Source organism: Vibrio sp. QJM3NY_26 (assembly GCF_057786005.1).
Genome location: NZ_CM173515.1, coordinates 474423 through 493213, shown reverse-complemented (window position 1 = coordinate 493213; position 18791 = coordinate 474423). Strand labels below are relative to the sequence as shown.

Sequence of the window (18791 nt, the reverse complement as noted above, 5' to 3'; positions counted from 1 at the left end):
ATTAGTCAATTTTACCGTGACACTGTTTGTACTTCTTACCACTTCCACATGGGCATGGTTCGTTACGACCCACTTTACGCTCATCGCGTACTACTGTTTGTGGAGATGCCGCATCCGCTTCATCGTCAGCTAGCTGGTTTTCAGCTGTTGCGTGTTGTGCCTGTGCACGACGCGCCGCTTGTTCAGCTTGAGCTTGACGCTGAGCTTCCATCTTTTCAACTTCTTCTTGTTGCTGAACGCGAACTTTAGAAAGGATGGTCACAACGTCTGTTTTTAGTACATCTAGTAGGCCTTCAAACAGTTCAAACGACTCGCGCTTGTACTCTTGTTTCGGGTTCTTCTGAGCATAACCACGTAAGTGGATACCTTGACGAAGGTGATCCATCGCAGCCAAGTGCTCTTTCCAAAGACCGTCTAACGTTTGTAGCATCACAGACTTCTCGAAGTTACGCAGTACTTGAGCACCAACCACTTCTTCTTTCTGTTTGTACGAATCTACCGCCATACCAAGAATACGCTCACGCAATGCTTCTTCATAAAGCTTGTCGTCTTCGTCCAACCAACCTTGAATATCAAAGTCTAGGTCGAAGTCATTCTTCAGACGATCTTGCAGACCCGCGATATCCCACATGTCTTCAAGAGATTGAGGAGCGATGTATTCATCAATGACTGACGCAAGTACATCTTCACGGTTGTGTTCGATCATCTCGCTGATGTCATCAGAACTCATCAGTTCATCACGTAGCTCATAAACAACCTTACGTTGGTCATTGGCTACATCATCGTACTCAAGAAGCTGCTTACGGATGTCGAAGTTACGACCTTCCACTTTACGTTGAGCTTTTTCAATTGAGCGAGATAACATCTTAGATTCAATCGCTTCGCCTTCGTCCATACCACTTTGGATAAGACCAGCCATACGATCAGACGTAAAGATACGTAGCAGAGAATCTTCCATTGATAGGTAGAAACGAGAAGAACCTGCATCACCTTGACGACCAGAACGACCACGTAGTTGGTTATCGATACGGCGAGATTCATGACGCTCAGTACCAATGATGTGCAGACCACCTGACTCAAGAACTGTATCGTGGATAACTCTCCAGTCAGCTTTGATCTTGTCGATCTGCTCTTTCGTTGGATTATCTAGCTTCTCAATTTGTGCCTGCCAGCTACCACCTAACACGATATCGGTACCACGACCTGCCATGTTAGTTGCGATAGTTACCGCACTCGGCATACCAGCTTGCGCAACGATCTCAGCTTCCATCTCATGGAACTTAGCATTTAGTACGTTGTGCTTAATCTTTGCTTTTTTCAGTGCGTTAGACAGCAGTTCAGATTTCTCGATAGAAACCGTACCAACCAGTGATGGCTGACCAGCCGCAACACGGTCTTTGATGTCTTCAATGATCGCATTGAACTTGTCTTCTTCAGTACGATAAACCACATCTGGCATATCGTTACGAACCATAGGCTTGTTGGTTGGGATAACCACCGTTTCTAGGCCGTAGATAGACTGGAACTCGAAAGCTTCAGTATCAGCAGTACCTGTCATGCCTGACAGTTTTTCGTACAGTCGGAAGAAGTTCTGGAATGTAATCGATGCTAGCGTTTGGTTTTCATTCTGAATCTTCACACCTTCTTTAGCTTCAACAGCTTGGTGTAAACCTTCAGACCAACGACGACCTGGCATAGTACGACCAGTATGTTCATCAACGATAACCACTTCGCCTTCTTCAGTAACGATGTAGTCGACGTTTTTCTCAAACAATACGTGTGCACGAAGCGCAGCATTCACATGGTGCAATAGGCTGATATTGGTTGGAGAGTAAAGTGTGTCACCCTCTTCCATCAAGCCGTTTTTGACCATTAGTTCTTCTACAAATTCTTGACCGTTTTCAGTCAGGTGAACCTGTTTTGATTTTTCGTCCATGGTGTAGTGACCTTCACCACGGTACTCTTCTGAATCTTCTTTATCTTGACGCTCTAGAGAAGGAATTAGAGTGTTAATGCGCGTATAAAGGTCAGAACTATCTTCAGCTGGGCCAGAGATAATTAACGGAGTACGAGCTTCATCAATTAAGATTGAGTCAACCTCATCTACTACAGCAAAGAAGCGCTCACGTTGAACTCGGTCTTCAGCACGGAAAGCCATGTTGTCACGAAGGTAATCAAAACCAAACTCGTTGTTTGTTCCGTATAGGATATCCGCTTGGTACGCTTCTTTTTTCTCTGGCGGAGCCATGTTTGCCACATTCACGCCAACAGTCATGCCAAGGAATTCAAATAATGGACGGTTTGTTTCCGCATCACGCTTCGCTAGGTAATCGTTCACCGTTATTACGTGAACACCTTTGCTTGGTAGCGCGTTTAGATAAGCTGGTAGGGTTGCGGTAAGTGTCTTACCTTCACCAGTACGCATCTCTGCAATTTGGCCAGCATTAAGAACCATGCCACCAATCATTTGCACGTCAAAGTGACGCATGCCGTAAACACGCTTAGACGCTTCACGTACCGTAGCGAAAGCTTCAGGTAGAAGTTGATCTAACGATTCACCTTTATCTAAGCGCTCACGAAACTCAACCGTTTTTGCTTTTAGCTCTTCATCAGAAAGTGCTTCAAACGTTGGTTCGTAGTTATTAATTTCTTTTACAATTTTTCTAAGGCGGCGCAGTGTTCTGTCATTGCGACTGCCAATTACCTTTGTCAGCAGCTTAGTAATCATGTGCTTGGAATCTCTTCGTTCTCAGATCGTCCGCGATCTATTTTAAATGCCGTCAGTCTCTACTAGCTATGAACTAGTCTTCAGTTACTAACCAAGGATACTGAGATAAATCTAGTATCTTTGATATTGTACTTGAGAGTAGAGTTTTCAAGGCTTGAGTTAAAATTAATGCCCTTTAGTGTAAGTAATTTTCACACTAACGACCATTTAGAACACCATTTGTTTGATGTGCTTGGAACTTTTCTTTCTAATTGCTGATGGATTAAGCAGACAGCAGCCCATTAGCCAGCAATTTCCGGAGGTTAACGACACTGTATCTGGAAAATAGATACAAAAAAACCAGGCCGATGGCCTGGTTTTTGAAATCTTATATTGTTGTAAACAACAATTACGCTAGAACCATACCCGGTTCTGCGAAAGCAACTGGAGAACCAGCTTCTTCTTCGAATGTTGCCCATTCCCAAGCTTCGGCGTCAGCAAGAACTGCGCGTAAAAGTTGGTTATTTAGGCCGTGACCTGATTTGTATGCACGGAACTCACCAATAATAGCGTGTCCACACATGTAAAGGTCACCAATCGCATCCAATACTTTGTGAGTTACAAACTCATTGTCGAAACGAAGGCCTTCTTCATTAAGAATTCGGTATTCGTCCAGTACGATAGCATTATCAAAGCTACCGCCAAGTACTAGGTTTTGAGACTGAAGGTACTCAATATCGCGCATGAAACCGAAAGTACGAGCGCGAGAAATCTGCTTCACAAAACCTTGTGATGAGAAATCAAACAACAAACGTTGCTCATCCGATTCAATCGCAGGGTGGTTAAAGTCGATCTCAAAGTCCATACGGAAGCCGTTAAATGGAACAAACTCTGCCCACTTATCGCCATCTTCAAAACGGATAGGCTTTTTGATTCGAATAAAACGCTTCGCTGCATTCAGTGTTTCAACACCCGCTTGCTGTAGCAAGTATACAAATGGGCTTGCGCTACCATCCATAATTGGAATTTCTGGAGCATCGACTTCAACAATAATGTTGTCGATACCCATTCCAGCTAGAGCTGCGTTAAGGTGCTCCACTGTAGAGATACGTATGCCTTCGTCATTAACAAGAGCAGTACATAGCATAGTGTCACGAACTGATGCTGGATCAGCTGGGAAATCTACAGGTGGATTTACATCTGTACGACGATAAACAATACCTGTATTTGCAGCTGCCGGGCGAAGAGTAAGTGTGACTTTACGACCAGAGTGGAGACCCACACCAGTTGTTTTCACAATTTCTTTCAGAGTACGTTGTCTGATCATCTGCTTGCCTCGTTATCAGTGCTACAAATCACGGTCAGTATTTACCAACCGCGAATTTTACCATTAATTCGACGATAGTCAAATTTTGGGTATTTGTTAATCAGCCTGACGTCGTAAAAATGCTGGAATATCTAAATATCCGCTCTCTTTCTCAGCTTTAGGTGCTGCACTCTGGCTAGCGCCTGTACCCGAAGAAACAGGTGACGTTGTTGGCTGTGGTTTAACTTGAGGTTTTACCTCAGTTTTTTCCTGCAATGGTTGTGCCACTTTCTCTTCCACTTTTGCTGCCGTTTGAACAGCAACTTGAGGTTGAGGCGTTGGCGCTACTTTTGCCTTACCACCAGCAACTAGAGTAATGTCTGGTTTTTTCTCTGTGCCGATACCTGTTGCAACAACAGTTACACGGATTTCATCCGTCATATCAGGGTCTAGAGAGGTACCAATAACAACCGTTGCGTTATCAGAAGCGAATGCCTTAACTGTATTGCCCACAGTCTCGAATTCATCTAAACGCATATCTAGGCCTGCAGTGATGTTCACAAGAACGCCACGCGCGCCAGCTAGGTCGATGTCTTCTAGTAATGGGCTAGAAATTGCCGTTTCAGCAGCTTCTTCAGCACGGTCTTCACCTTTTGCGATACCGCTACCCATCATTGCATGACCCATTTCCGACATCACAGTGCGAACATCCGCGAAATCGACGTTAATCATACCAGGGCGAGTAATTAGCTCAGCGATGCCTTGTACAGCGTTTTTAAGTACATCATTTGCACTTGCGAAAGCTTCTAGCAGTGTTACGCCACGGCCAAGTACTTTAAGTAGCTTTTCATTTGGAATCGTAATTAAAGAATCCACATGTTTAGAAAGCTCTTCGATACCTTGCTCAGCAAACGCTAAACGCTTTTTGCCTTCAAAGCTAAATGGCTTAGTTACAACAGCAACCGTTAGCACACCCAACTCTTTCGCAACTTCAGCAATAACTGGAGCAGCACCTGTACCTGTACCACCGCCCATACCAGCTGCGATAAATACCATATCGGCGCCAGTTAGAACTTCTTTAATTCTTTCTCGATCTTCGAGAGCTGCATCACGGCCTACTTGTGGATTTGCACCAGCGCCCAAACCTTTAGTGATATCACCACCAATTTGGATCACGCTGCTCACGCTCGTTTTACGAAGGGCTTGAGCATCAGTATTAACACTGATGAACTCTACGCCTTCGATCGATTCACGTACCATGTGCTCAACAGCATTACCGCCACCGCCACCAACTCCAACGACTTTAATTACTGCATCGTCAGACATTTCCATCATCGGTTCAAACATGTGTTATCTCCGTTTTTTCCTGCAACTCAGGTTAAAACTCTTTTTGTATCCAATTACGCAATTTACCAAACAAGCCTGACATAGAAGGTGCTGAACGCTTAGGTTCGCTGTAATCACCCTCATCACTTATCTGACAATCTCTTGCGTAATGAAGTAAACCAACCGCCGTAGAATGATACGGCTCTTTAACATAGTCAGTTAAGCCACTAACTTCTAACGGCTTACCAACTCGAACTTGATTGCGGAAAACACGTTCCGCACACTCTACCAATCCGTCAATTTGTGCCGCTCCACCAGTGAGAACGACGCCAGCTGCAAGGTGGTGTTTAATACCTTCATCTCGTAGCTGTAATTGAACCGTATCAATAGTTTGGTTAACGAGACCCATAAGTTCAGTGTAACGTGGTTCAATCACTTCCGACAAAGTTTGTCTTTGCAAACTTCTCGATGGACGGCCACCTACACTAGGGACGTTAACAGAATCATCCTTGCTTACGAGTTCACTCAGAGCGCAACCGTGGTTTACTTTTATCTCTTCAGCATCGCTCACTGGCGTGCCGAAAGCGAAGGCAATATCACTGGTTACTGCATTTCCTGCGTAGGAAAAGACTTCTGTGTGTCGCAATGCGCCGCCAGTCCAAATGGAAATATCCATCGTACCAGCACCAATATCAACAACACATACTCCAAGCTCTCTCTCGTCGTCAGTAATTACCGCATTGCTTGAGGCAAGTCCTGAAAACACGATTTGTTCTACAGTGAGACCACATCGTTCAACAGCTTTAATAATGTTTCTCGCCATGTCGCTGTGGCAAGAAATTAGATGAACACTGACTTCCATTCGAACACCAGATAAACCAAGTGGATTCTTGATCCCTTCTTGATAATCGATGGTAAATTCTTGTGGAATCACGTGCAGAATTCTCTGCTCATCACCTATTTTAATCGATTTAGCGGTATGGATCGCTCGATCCATATCGTCTTGAGACACTTCTTCATCTGAAATAGTGCCCATACCTTTTTCAATTCGGCTTGCGATATGCTTACCGGACAGCGATATAAATACATTGCTGATTTGGCATTCCGCCATCAACTCTGCTTGATCAATGGCTCGCTGAACTGACTTCACTACCGACTCTAGGTCGTTTACACCACCTTTATCCATACCTCTGGATGGGCTTTGCCCTGAACCAATGATATTGATTTGACCATCAGGCAATATTTCACCAACTAGAGCTGATATGGTCGCAGTGCCTATATCAAGACCAACGATTATGTTGTCATCTGCGGTCTTAGTCATCTGTGCTCTCTTCTAACTCTTGCTCTGGAAACCAGCCTACAGCGGCTCCCGTATCATACCTGAGGTCGATGTAGCTCACTTGATTCGCTTTACTACCAAGTTCGTTGTAAAGCGAAATGAAGCGTTCAACACGCTCATCTAAAGAATCTTTACCTAGTTCTAAACGGATACCGTTATCTAGGATTATTTGCCAAGCGCGACGCTCATTGAGAACGAGCGAAGTAACGGTTAACCCTAGATTGTTAATCAAAGGAGTTATTTGTCGCCACTTTTCTATCACTTTTTGGCTGGTGCCGTCTGGGCCGTAAAGCTTGACTCTATCGCCCTTCAAAAGACCGATATCACCATTAAACACCTGACCATTATCATTCAACAGCATATTACCGTTCCAGATTGCTGCTGCATGATACTCAGTCAAAAATACTTTTATTGTGTCTGGCCACTGCTTACGAATGGACACCACTGAAACCCAAGGTAACGCTTCTAAACTGTCTTGCAACACACCAATGTCTTGCGACATGAACGTTCCAATATGCTCTAGCTCACCAAAGGCATGTTGAACATCACCAGCCGTTACGTAAGTTAAGTCGCCTTGAAGTACTATTTTGGAGAGAGGCAATCGCTGATCGTCCCACATCCAAGTCAGTGTGGTATAGAAAAGAAATCCAATGAATAGCAGTACCATGACAAAAAAAGACCCGCCTACAGCGTGTTTCTTTAGCGATGGTAAACTGAATAGGTGGCGGTTTTCGCTAAAAGTACTTTCTACCAAAGCCCGCATTCCCTGTCGTTGGTTCGCAATTCTATTCCCTATCTTCGTAATAGAGGTAAAAGCACTTACTTTAACCTATGAATTATACTGAGCAAAATCAAACTATCAAACGTTGATAATAAGATTTTTGGTCAATTTTAGGTCAATCGCAAGAAGTGAGCGATCAACCACAGTCTGTATACAGTATTCTGTTACGCGTTTTGCATCTTATTAATGTCTAATTGTAGCGATTCAAGTTGCTTCGCTACACGACCAACATCACCAGCACCCTGTGTTAAAACAAGGTCTCCGCCTTGAATAACGTTGGCTAAAACCGACGGCAGCGTGTTGATATCAGCAACAAAGATGGGATCAATCTTACCACGCCCACGAATAGTTCGACTTAACGAGCGTCCGTCAGCCCCTGCAATAGGTTTCTCACCTGCAGAATAAACATCTAACAGAATAAGCACATCAACCTGCTCAAGAACGTTCGCGAAGTCATCATACAGATCGCGAGTGCGGCTATAACGGTGCGGTTGGAAGATCATCACAAGACGTTTATCAGTCCAACCACTTCGTGCAGCTTGAATGGTGACGTCAACTTCGGTTGGGTGATGGCCGTAATCATCGACCAGCATTGCAACACCCTTACCCGTTTCATATTCACCAAGGTGATCGAAACGACGGCCAGTGCCTTCCGTTCCAGCCATCGCTTTTAGAATCGCTTCATCGCTGATGTCATCTTCCGTCGCAACCGCAATCGCCGCTGATGCGTTCAGTGCGTTATGACGACCGGGAATGTTCAACGTAATATCGAGATTGGCTTTACCTTTGCGAACAACCGTAAACTTGCCTTGCTGACCTTGTTGTACATAGTTTTCAATGCGGATATCAGCGTCTTCTGAGAAGCCGTAGGTAATCACTTGACGACTAACCTGAGGGATAAGCTCACGTACCACTGGATCATCCACACACATCACAGCCTGACCGTAGAATGGCAGATTGTGTAAGAAATCAATAAACGTCTGCTTTAGCGTTTCGAAATCGCCGCCATAGGTATCCATATGATCCGCTTCAATGTTAGTCACAATACTAACCATTGGTTGCAGATGTAAAAATGACGCATCACTTTCATCGGCTTCAGCAATAAGAATACGACTCGAACCTAGGCGAGCATTCGTGCCCACACTCTTGACCAAACCACCGTTTACGAAAGTTGGATCTAAGCCAGCTTCCGAGTAAATCTGTGTCACTAGCGCAGTTGTAGTGGTTTTACCGTGCGTACCTGCCACAGCAATGCCATGACGAAAACGCATCAACTCAGCCAGCATTTCAGCACGACGAACGATAGGTGTGCGCGCTTCACGAGCGGCAATAATCTCTGGATTTTCTTCGTTGATAGCGGTTGAAACCACTACCACACTAGCGTCGGCAACGTTGCTTGCTTGGTGGCCGATGTAAACGGTCGCACCCTTGCTAACTAAACGATCAGTCACTGGGTTTTGAGCAATGTCAGAACCAGTAATCTGGTAGCCTTCATTAAGCAAGACTTCAGCAATCCCGCTCATTCCTGCGCCACCAATACCAATGAAGTGGATAGATTTAACACGGCGCATCTCTGGCACCATTGCACGGATTTGCGCTAAGTCTTGGGTATGTTCAATCGTCATCAATTCAATCTCATTATTTTGCTAAAGCTTGAATCGCTTCAGCGACAGTCACATCAGCATCAAGCTTGGCGGCTTGACGAGCTTTTGTTGCCATCATTTTTAATTCATTTCTATCAAGCTGAGCAATAGTGTTCGCTAGCTTATCAGCCGTCAATTGAGGCTGTTCAATCATCAACGCTGCGCCACATTCAACTAGGTGATCGGCATTCAACGCTTGCTGTCTGTCTTTATGCATAAACGGAACGAAGATAGAACCCACACCGGCTGCAGACACTTCAGATACGGTTAATGCACCTGAGCGACACACTAATAGATCTGCCCACTCATAAGCTTGCGCCACATCATCAATAAATTCAGTCACTTGAACATTATCTACAGAATGTGATTTGTATTGTTCAATCACTTGCTGCTGATTGTTTTTACCAGCTTGGTGCATCACAGTAAAACCAGCACCTAACTGAGCCAATGTCACAGGCAGAGTATCGTTAAGAATTTTAGCTCCTTGGCTGCCACCCATAACTAGGATACGAATATCGCCGTCACGCTCTGCCATGCGTTGCTCGGGTTCAGCTAAGGCAACAACATCTTCTCGTACTGGGTTCCCCACAACTTCTGCGGCAGGGAAAGCACCAGGAAAGGCTTGGAATACCTTTTTCGCAATTTTTGAGAGCCATTGGTTAGTTAAACCCGCCACGGCATTTTGTTCATGAAGAACCACGGGAATACCGGATAGCCATGCCGCAATGCCACCGGGGCCACTCACGTAACCACCCATTCCAAGCACCACATCTGGCTGCCATGCTTTGATGTGCTGTCTTGCTTGAAGTATGGCATTAATAATCTGGAATGGCGCTTTAATCAACTTGCTAATGCCTTGACCACGCAGGCCTTTCACCTTAATGAAGTCGATCTCAATACCATGCTTTGGCACTAAATCCGCTTCCATTCTGTCTGCGGTTCCTAACCAGCGAATTTCCCAACCTTGTTGCTGAAGCTTTTTCGCCACCGCTAACCCTGGGAAAACGTGACCGCCAGTTCCACCAGCCATCACTAAAAGTTTTTTGTTTTGTTTCATAACGTTAGATTCTTATTCTACTAATTCGTTTTGATTGTCGGCTTGTTCTTTTTGTTGCATTCGGCATTCGTGATCGATACGCAGTAGCATAGAAACCGCTACTGACATCACGATAAGGCTTGAACCACCATAACTGATAAGCGGCAGGGTTAGACCTTTGGTCGGAACAATACCCGATGCAGCACCTACGTTAACAAGCGTCTGAAAAGCAAACCAAATACCAATACCAAAGGCAAGGTAACCACTGAATAACTGGTCGTTCTCGAAGGCTTTTTTGCCAATTAAAATCGCTTTAAGCACCAAACTAAAAATAAGGATCAGCACTAAGGTCACGCCAACAAAACCCAACTCTTCAGCCAATACCGCAAACACAAAATCGGTATGTGCTTCTGGTAAATATTCTAACTTCTGAACCGAGTTACCAAGGCCTTGCCCCATCCAATCACCACGACCAAATGCCATTAGTGATTGAGTTAACTGGTAGCCACTGCCAAACGGATCATTCCACGGTTCCCAAAATGAGGTAACACGTCGAACACGATAAGGTTCTATCACAATCAAGCCAACGACCGCAGCAATACCCGCCACCATCAAGGCAATAAACTGTGAAAGCTTGGCTCCTGCGATAAATAACATTCCAAACAAGGTAACCAGCATTACAACTACCGTACCTAAATCGGGCTGGCCAAGTAGTAACACAGCAAAAGCACCGAATACCATGATCGGTTTACCAAAGCCACCGAAGAAGGTTTTTCTCACTTCGTCTTGTTTACGAACTAAATAACCCGCCATAAAGATAAACAGCGACAACTTAGCGACTTCAGCGGGTTGTAAGTTAAATAATCCAAGAGGGATCCAGCGCGATGCACCGTTAACCGACTTACCGACAGCCAATACCACGACCAGCAAAAAGAAGGATAAACCCAATAAGTACATACTGTATTGAAACCAACGTTTCATTGGAATTTGCAATATGACGCTGGATACGATTAACGCCAACACAAGGAAAATGGCATGGCGGAACATAAAGTGAAACGGCTGATCAGTTAAACGAGCACTGATTGGGAACGAAGCAGACGTTACCATCACCAATCCGGTCAGCATCAGTCCAAGAGCAATCCATACCAATTGACGATCGTAGAGCGCCTCTGGTGTGGCACGGTTTAGCCATTGCCAAATGGATTGATTAATCTCTTTCACTCTTTGCACTGAATGTTAGTCCTTCAACACGTTAGGCATACTCATGGGCAAGGTCAGTGAACGCATCACCTCTTGCCATGAAGTTATTAAATTGATCGAAGCTCGCACACGCTGGAGACAACATCACCATATCACCGGCAACTAACAGCTTCGAGACACTCTCGATAATGTCACGCATGGTATCAAACGTCTTAGCCGATGGATGCAATGGCATAAATTGCGCGGCATCTTCACCGAAGCAACACAGTTGAACACGCTCTAGCTGTGACAACACAGGTTCAAGCTCACTAAAATCAGCGCCCTTACCTACACCACCAACCAGAAGATACAAGGTGCCTTGATATTCTAAGCCCGACAGAGCCGCTAATGTACTGGCTACGTTGGTTGCTTTCGAGTCGTTAACCCACTTAATAGAACGCTTATCAGCCACCACTTGGCAACGATGTGTTAAACCGTTGTAGGCCTTCAGAGCTTCAAGGCTTTTGCTGTAATCAATACCGACTTGTTTAAGCAGTGCTAGCGAGACTAGCGCATTTGCCACATTGTGACGTCCAACCAATGTTAAATCTTGAGTAGGAAGTACTGGCTTGTTGTTATCCACCACCCATTCAGTACCATCAATCATCGCCACACCAAACTCTTGGTCGTCGAGTCCGAATGTCACTAATGGCATACTGTGGTCAGGATAAGTCTCTTTGTCTTCGCGGTTTACAATCGCGTACTGAGCGTTGTTAAAAATTCTTAATTTGGCGTCACGGTAATCGGCCATGCCTTGATAGCGATCCATATGATCTTCTGACAAGTTCAAAAAGGCCGCCGCTGCAAGGTTTAGACTGGATGTTGTCTCTAGCTGAAAGCTTGAAAGCTCAAGGACATATAAATCAGCATCAAGCTCAAGAAGGTCTAAGGCAGGAATACCGATGTTGCCACCAACACCAACGTTAAGACCAGCAGCCTTTGCAAGTACACCCGTTAGATCGGTCACTGTGCTCTTGCCATTGGAACCTGTGATAGCCACAACAGGTTTGTCTACCGCCCAGCCAAACAGTTCAATATCGCCAACAACCGGAGTTCCCGCTTGAATAACATCTTGTATTTCAGGCGTCGCTAAGGCGATACCTGGGTTAGCAACGACTAAATCCGCTCCCGCTAACCATTGGCTATTCCAACTTCCAGAATGCAGGTCCACCGATTCAGGCAAAGATTCTCTGCCCGGTGGTAGCTCGCGAGTATCAATCACCTTCACATGTGTGTGAGGTTGATATTTTACGAGATGTTTAACGACAGAGAGCCCGGTAATACCGAGCCCCACAACCACTACATTTTGAATATTTTGCCAACGTTCCATTTAAACAAGATGCTCTTAATAGTTTTAAAGAGCCTCTAATCAGAGGCTCACATAAGATTAACGAACTTTCAGTGTCGCTAGGCCAACCAGCACTAATACCATTGAGATGATCCAAAAGCGCACGATTACGCGCGGCTCTGGCCAACCTTTCAGTTCATAGTGGTGGTGAATCGGAGCCATGCGGAAAATACGCTGACCACGCAATTTGTAAGAGCCCACCTGCAGAATAACTGACAAGGTCTCCATTACAAACACACCGCCCATGATAACCAGTACCAACTCTTGGCGAACTAACACCGCGATCACACCCAGTGCACCACCAAGCGCTAGTGAGCCAACATCGCCCATGAATACTTGCGCTGGGTAAGTGTTGAACCATAGGAAGCCAAGTCCGGCACCGACGATAGCAGTACATACAACCACAAGCTCAGAAGTGTATGGGATGTATGGAATGTGTAGATATGCTGCAAAGTTAACATTACCTGTTGCCCATGCAATTACAGCAAAACCAGCAGCAACCATCACCGTTGGCATAATTGCCAAACCATCTAGGCCGTCTGTTAGGTTTACCGCGTTACTGGTACCCACAATAACAAAATAAGTCAGTACGATGTACAATAAACCAAGCTGTGGCATCACATCTTTAAAGAAAGGAACCACTAATTGAGTTGCTGCAGTATCGTGCCCGTGAGCATACAGAGCAAATGCCACAACCAATGCAATCGCAGATTGCCAGAAGTACTTCCAGCGAGCAATCAAGCCATCGGTGTTTTTACGAACCACTTTACGGTAGTCATCAACAAAACCGACCGCGCCATAACCAGCAAGTACCACTAATACCGCCCAAACGTAAGGGTTAGAAAGATCAGACCACATTAATACTGTAATAATAATGGCAGCTAGGATCATCACGCCACCCATGGTTGGTGTACCACGTTTGCTAAAGTGAGATTCAGGGCCGTCATTACGAACAACTTGGCCAATTTGTAGCATTTGCAGACGCTCAATTAAACGAGGTCCCATCCACAGCGACAGACATAGCGCCGTCAAAATACTCGCGATTGCACGAAACGATAGGTATTCGAACAAACGGAAAAAAGAAAGGTGTGGCTGTAGTAGCTCTGCAAGCCAAATTATCATGAAAAGTTCTCCTTTAAAGCAGCGGCTATGTTACTCATTCCTGCACTATTCGCGCCTTTTACCAACAAGGTATGTGACGCGTTTTCTGGCAAGCGTAAGTGCTGCTCTATGTGCGCGATCATCGCTTGATGCGTTGCAAAGTGGGTACCGTTACAGACCTCACTAATCACCTTGGTATCATCACCGTAAGTGAGTACATGCTCAAAAGCGAATGGGGCAGCATATTCACCGACTTGACGGTGAAGTGCAAGACTTTCGTCGCCTAATTCAGCCATATTACCTAAAATCAACCAACGTTGACCTTTGAAGCTCGACAGCAGTTTGGCTGCCGCCTTCATCGCGGGTACGCTGGCATTATAACTGTCATCTATCAGCTTGATATTCTGACTTAATTGTTGAACCTCAACTCGCCCTTTAACCGAGATAAGATTCGCTAAACCACTTTTTATTTCATCAAGCGTTGCACCAAATTGAATGCTCAACGCTGCAGCTGCCAACGCGTTCGCCACGTTATGCTGACCAATAATACCAAGTTCAACAGCTGTAACACCTAGTGGCATTTGCATATCAAAGCAAGCTTCGCCTTGGTCGTTGATTTCGATATTTTCAGCAAAATAATCAGCTTCATGGTTACTTTCAGAAAATGTCAGCACCGCTTTATCCGCGAGTACTTCATTCCAAAAATCACCACCGTTGCTCTCTAAATTAACAATAGCAGTATCACCAGCAGCAAGCCCCTGAAAAATTTCACCTTTCGCTTGTTTCACACCATCAATCGAACCAAAGCCTTCTAAATGAGCCGCGGCTACATTATTGACTAAGGCAACTTGTGGTTTCACTAGCTGAGTGGTGTAGGCAATTTCACCAATATGGTTAGCGCCTAATTCGATCACTGCATAGTCATCATTGGGTTCACTGCGTAACAAGGTCAAAGGCACACCAATATCATTATTGAAGTTACCCGCCGTAAACAGCACCTTGCCACGCTGCTGTAAAATGCTCGCCACCATCTCTTTAACGGTCGTTTTGCCACAACTGCCTGTAATCGCCATCGTTGGCACGTCACATTGTTTGTGAATCCAAGCACTTAGTTCACCTAAAGCAAGTTTAGTGTCTTCGACAACAACTTGAGTAATATTTAGGTCAAGTTTTCGTTCGACTAACAACGCGCTCGCGTTTGCTTCAACGGCTTGATGGCAAAAGTCATGCGCGTCGAAACGATCTCCAACGATAGCGACAAACAAGGCGCCTTCTTCAACGGTACGAGTATCCGTTGAAACTGCATTGATTACGTTATTGTTCGAGTTGCCCGCTTCAATCAGCTCACCACTGACCACGGAGCAGATTTGCTCAAGTGATACATCAATCATTATGAAATACCTAAAAGTTGAAGCGCAGACTCTCGGTCTGAGTAATGTACCGTTTTATCTTTCAATACTTGGTAATCCTCATGGCCTTTACCAGCCAGAAGAATAATGTCATCGCTGCCTGCCTGCTCAAGCGCAAACTTAACCGCTTGGTAGCGATCGTGTTCGACAAACGCAGCTTCAGGTTTGCTTAAGCCAGCTAGCATGTCTTTGACAATCAGTGCCGGTTCTTCGCTACGAGGGTTATCATCTGAAATAATAATTTTATCGGCGAACTGCTCTGCGGTCGCAGCCATCATTGGGCGCTTACCAGTGTCTCGATCTCCACCACAACCAAAGATTGCCCACAGTTTTCCTGAGCAATGCACGCGCAGTGCTGCCAATGCTTTCTCTAGCGCATCGGGCGTATGAGCATAATCGACAACTACTTTTGCTTTGTTGGGAACTTGGAAAAGCTCCATTCGGCCAATCACAGGTTGAAGCTGAGGCGCAGTGTCGACCAAGGTTTGCTTTTCGATACCCAAAGAAAGCAAAGTAGCAAAAGCAACCAGTACGTTTGATGCGTTGAACTGACCAATCAGTGGAGCAGAAAGCTTCCCTTGTCCCCAACTACCATCGAAAGAGAGCTTAATACCGGTTTCTGCATAACCGACATCAGATGCCCACACCGACTGTTGATAGCCCGTTAGCGGTAACAGTGAGACTGCAATGGCATTGGATAAGTCCGGCATCCAAGCTTTACCCACTTCGTCATCCACATTGATCACTGCGTGCTTGCATTTGTGTTGAGTAAACAGGCTCTTCTTAGCCAATGCGTACTCTTCCATCGTGCCGTGGTAATCAAGATGATCACGACTCAAGTTAGTAAATACACCTACCTCAAAGTCCAAAGCCTTTACTCGACCTTGTACCAAACCGTGAGAAGAGATTTCCATTGCCGTGTAGATAGCTTTTTCTGCAGCTAACTCACTCAGTGTGCGCTGTATTTCGATGGCACTGCCTGTGGTGTTCGCTGCGGTTTTTAGATTGTCTAAGAAACCATTACCTGTCGTGCCCATTACCGCTGAGCGTTGGCCGACGAGATCAAGCCATTGAGCAATCAACTGGGTGATGGTGGTTTTGCCATTGGTGCCGGTAACACCAATCAACTTAGTCGCTTGACACGAGTAAACACGACCAGCTAACTCAGATAGCACCAAGTTAAGGTTGTTAATGTAAATAACAGGGACAGTATCCAACCATTCAATCAGACCATGAGGCTTTTCAGCATCGGCCTGTGCAATAACAGCATGAGTTCCCAGTGCGACCGCTTTGTCGATAAAACGACGGCCATCAACAGCATGTCCGACTACGGCAACAAAAATATCACCTTCCTTGATGGCTCGGCTATCTAGCTCCAATTGCTCAACAGCAATCGATTCCAGTTCAGGTGAACTAAAGTCTCCCCAAGGAGAAAGTAAAGATGACAGCGTGAGGCTATTACTCATATTGAATCCTGATTAACTCTATTCTTGAAACTTGTTTTCATCAGCAGGGACGTTCATTATTTGTAGTGCGCCCTTCATGATTTCAGAAAAGACGGGGGCTGCGACTGAACCACCATAGTAAAGGTCGCCTTGAGGCTCATTGACCACAACAACCAATGCCACTCTTGGATCACTAACTGGAGCAAAGCCTGCGGTAACCGCGATGTATTCATCACTGTAGCCGCCAGCTTCAGCCTTACGAGAGGTACCCGTTTTGGCTGCAACGCGGTAACCCGGAACGGCAGCTCTTGTCGCCGTACCACCTTTTTGAGTCACCCCTTCTAGCATATTCAAAACCAGTTCAGCGTTCTCGCGCTTGATGATTTGCTTAGAAAAATCTTGGTCGTTACTCTTAATAATATGAATCGGCTCATACAAACCTTTATTAGCTAACGTCGCATAGGCATGTGCCAACTGCATCGGCGTAACAGACAAGCCATAACCGAACGCTAAGGTCGCAATTTCAAACTTTGACCAACGACGGCGATTCGGGAAAATACCGCTCGTTTCACCAACCAAATTCAGCCCAGACATCTCGCCTAGACCAACTGAACTGTACATACCAAGCAAAGCTTCAAGTGGCATGTTAAGCGCCAATTTAGCAACACCGATGTTACTCGACTTCTTGAGGATCAGCGCTAAGTCAGCCTTACCAACTTTAGAAGAATCTCGTACGCGACTACCACCGATCTGCATAATGCCATTGCCAGTATCAATCACGATATCTGGGTCCGCAGTGCCGTTCTCCAGCGCCGCCAAAACCACAAAAGGTTTCACGGTCGAGCCAGGTTCCATTGCATCGGTGAGCACGCGGTTACGCATTTTGAAGCTTTGTAAGTCAGCGCGGTTATTCGGATTATAAGAAGGGGCATTAACCATGGCTAACACGGCACCCGTTTTCACATCGAGTAATACCGCAGAGCCTGAAGTCGCCTTGTGATCGGCCACGGCCTGCTTAATCGCTCGATAAGCAATGGCTTGTAATCGTTGATCGATCGTTAATTCGAGTGGTTTGCCTTCTTCACGCTCTTCTAAAGCAATGTTTTCAACAACGCGTCCATAGCGATCTTTACGAATCGTCCGCTTACCTGCTTCACCCGTGAGCCATTTGTCATAGCTGCGTTCAACACCTTCTAAACCGTGCCCGTCAATTCCGGTAACACCGATAAGGTGTGCACTGACTTCGCCTGCGGGGTAGTAACGTCGAGATTCCGCTTTCAGGCCAACACCCACCAGCTTTAGTTCACGAATATACTTAGCCATCGCTGGGCTAACTTGTCTTTGTAGGTAAACAAATCGGCGGGATTTGTTGCTAGAGATCTTGTCGATCATCGATTGTCGTTCTAAGCCAAGTACATCAGCTAACGCATACCAACGATCAATCTGGGCCATGCCATTTTTATCGAAAATCGTTTTCGGGTCGGCCCATACCGCCTCAACTGGAACACTCACAGCAAGCGGTTCGCCATTGCGGTCTGAGATAATGCCGCGGGCGGAAGGAATAGCCTTAACACGTACCGAGCGAAGATCGCCCTGACGGATTAAGTTATCTGGTTCAATAATTTGGATGTAAGCCACACGACCAACGAGTGCAGCAAAGGCAAGAAACACGAAAGCAATAACGACGTTGAAACGCCATTTAATAAGAATTGGATCCGAATCCTTTTCGCTCTTCACTCGCTCTTTCGTTGATTTCTTAACGGGTTTAGCGGGTGCTTTTTCCTTTTTACCGGTCATTTCAGTGTGATCACAACTTCTTTGTCAGAGTCTGGACGTTTCATGTCTAGCTCTCGTTTTGCCGATGCTTGAACGCGGCTATGTTCAGCCAAAGCCGTCTCTTCAAGCATTAAATTTCGCCACTCATCATCAAGCTGTTCTCGTTCCACTAATGCCATGTCTTTTTTCGTGATCGCCTGACGTGAATTATGTGTCGTAAGAACGACCCCCATCGCACTCGCAAAGATACAGATAAGAAGTACCAATGGAACCTTGCCCACGGAGATCAAATCAAAAAATATTATCTTGGCTAAGTTAGGCTTGGAGGTCTTCAT

14 protein-coding genes are annotated in these 18791 nt (G+C 45.5%); all 14 read right to left on the bottom strand.

The genetic code is table 11. The features are described 5' to 3' along the window. Nucleotide 1: 1 nt before the first annotated feature. Nucleotides 2-2728: a preprotein translocase subunit SecA gene (gene secA / locus AC3CH4_RS02185; RefSeq protein ID WP_479272846.1), complete on the bottom strand. Its 2727-nt coding sequence runs from the start codon at nt 2726-2728 to the stop codon at nt 2-4. Between the two features lie 388 nt (nt 2729-3116). Beyond that, on the bottom strand, nt 3117-4034 hold the full coding sequence (lpxC, locus tag AC3CH4_RS02180; RefSeq protein ID WP_017080243.1) for a UDP-3-O-acyl-N-acetylglucosamine deacetylase: 918 nt from the start codon (nt 4032-4034) through the stop codon (nt 3117-3119). A 96-nt stretch (nt 4035-4130) separates the two neighbouring features. Further along, complete coding sequence (ftsZ, locus tag AC3CH4_RS02175) at nt 4131-5360, bottom strand: cell division protein FtsZ (RefSeq protein ID WP_017084771.1); 1230 nt, start codon at nt 5358-5360, stop codon at nt 4131-4133. 31 nt (nt 5361-5391) lie between these two features. Beyond that, on the bottom strand, nt 5392-6660 hold the full coding sequence (gene ftsA / locus AC3CH4_RS02170; protein WP_004729844.1) for a cell division protein FtsA: 1269 nt from the start codon (nt 6658-6660) through the stop codon (nt 5392-5394). Next, the gene (locus AC3CH4_RS02165) at nt 6653-7345 is read right to left on the bottom strand and encodes a cell division protein FtsQ/DivIB (RefSeq protein ID WP_004729846.1); all 693 of its coding nucleotides are present in this window, start codon (nt 7343-7345) and stop codon (nt 6653-6655) included. The genes ftsA and AC3CH4_RS02165 overlap by 8 nt, the downstream gene beginning before the upstream one ends. Before the next feature lie 278 nt (nt 7346-7623). Continuing rightward, nucleotides 7624-9084 carry a UDP-N-acetylmuramate--L-alanine ligase gene (gene murC / locus AC3CH4_RS02160; RefSeq protein ID WP_017084769.1) on the bottom strand — a complete coding sequence of 487 codons (1461 nt, stop codon included), beginning with the start codon at nt 9082-9084 and terminating at the stop codon, nt 7624-7626. Nucleotides 9085-9097: 13 nt separating this feature from the next. Further along, nucleotides 9098-10159, bottom strand: a complete 1062-nt coding sequence (murG, locus tag AC3CH4_RS02155) for an undecaprenyldiphospho-muramoylpentapeptide beta-N-acetylglucosaminyltransferase (RefSeq protein WP_488543233.1) — start codon at nt 10157-10159, stop codon at nt 9098-9100. A gap of 12 nt (nt 10160-10171) precedes the next feature. Next, the gene (gene ftsW, locus AC3CH4_RS02150) at nt 10172-11368 is read right to left on the bottom strand and encodes a cell division protein FtsW (RefSeq protein ID WP_017087507.1); all 1197 of its coding nucleotides are present in this window, start codon (nt 11366-11368) and stop codon (nt 10172-10174) included. A 22-nt stretch (nt 11369-11390) separates the two neighbouring features. Further along, complete coding sequence (gene murD / locus AC3CH4_RS02145) at nt 11391-12707, bottom strand: UDP-N-acetylmuramoyl-L-alanine--D-glutamate ligase (RefSeq protein WP_488543232.1); 1317 nt, start codon at nt 12705-12707, stop codon at nt 11391-11393. A gap of 57 nt (nt 12708-12764) precedes the next feature. Continuing rightward, nucleotides 12765-13847: a phospho-N-acetylmuramoyl-pentapeptide-transferase gene (mraY, locus tag AC3CH4_RS02140; RefSeq protein WP_054547819.1), complete on the bottom strand. Its 1083-nt coding sequence runs from the start codon at nt 13845-13847 to the stop codon at nt 12765-12767. After that, nucleotides 13844-15217: a UDP-N-acetylmuramoyl-tripeptide--D-alanyl-D-alanine ligase gene (locus AC3CH4_RS02135; RefSeq protein WP_488543231.1), complete on the bottom strand. Its 1374-nt coding sequence runs from the start codon at nt 15215-15217 to the stop codon at nt 13844-13846. The genes mraY and AC3CH4_RS02135 overlap by 4 nt, the downstream gene beginning before the upstream one ends. After that, complete coding sequence (murE, locus tag AC3CH4_RS02130; RefSeq protein ID WP_488543230.1) at nt 15217-16701, bottom strand: UDP-N-acetylmuramoyl-L-alanyl-D-glutamate--2,6-diaminopimelate ligase; 1485 nt, start codon at nt 16699-16701, stop codon at nt 15217-15219. Before murE ends, AC3CH4_RS02135 begins: the two co-directional genes overlap by 1 nt. Before the next feature lie 18 nt (nt 16702-16719). Then, on the bottom strand, nt 16720-18477 hold the full coding sequence (locus AC3CH4_RS02125) for a peptidoglycan glycosyltransferase FtsI (RefSeq protein WP_017077679.1): 1758 nt from the start codon (nt 18475-18477) through the stop codon (nt 16720-16722). Beyond that, the gene (gene ftsL, locus AC3CH4_RS02120; RefSeq protein WP_004735995.1) at nt 18474-18791 is read right to left on the bottom strand and encodes a cell division protein FtsL; all 318 of its coding nucleotides are present in this window, start codon (nt 18789-18791) and stop codon (nt 18474-18476) included. Before ftsL ends, AC3CH4_RS02125 begins: the two co-directional genes overlap by 4 nt.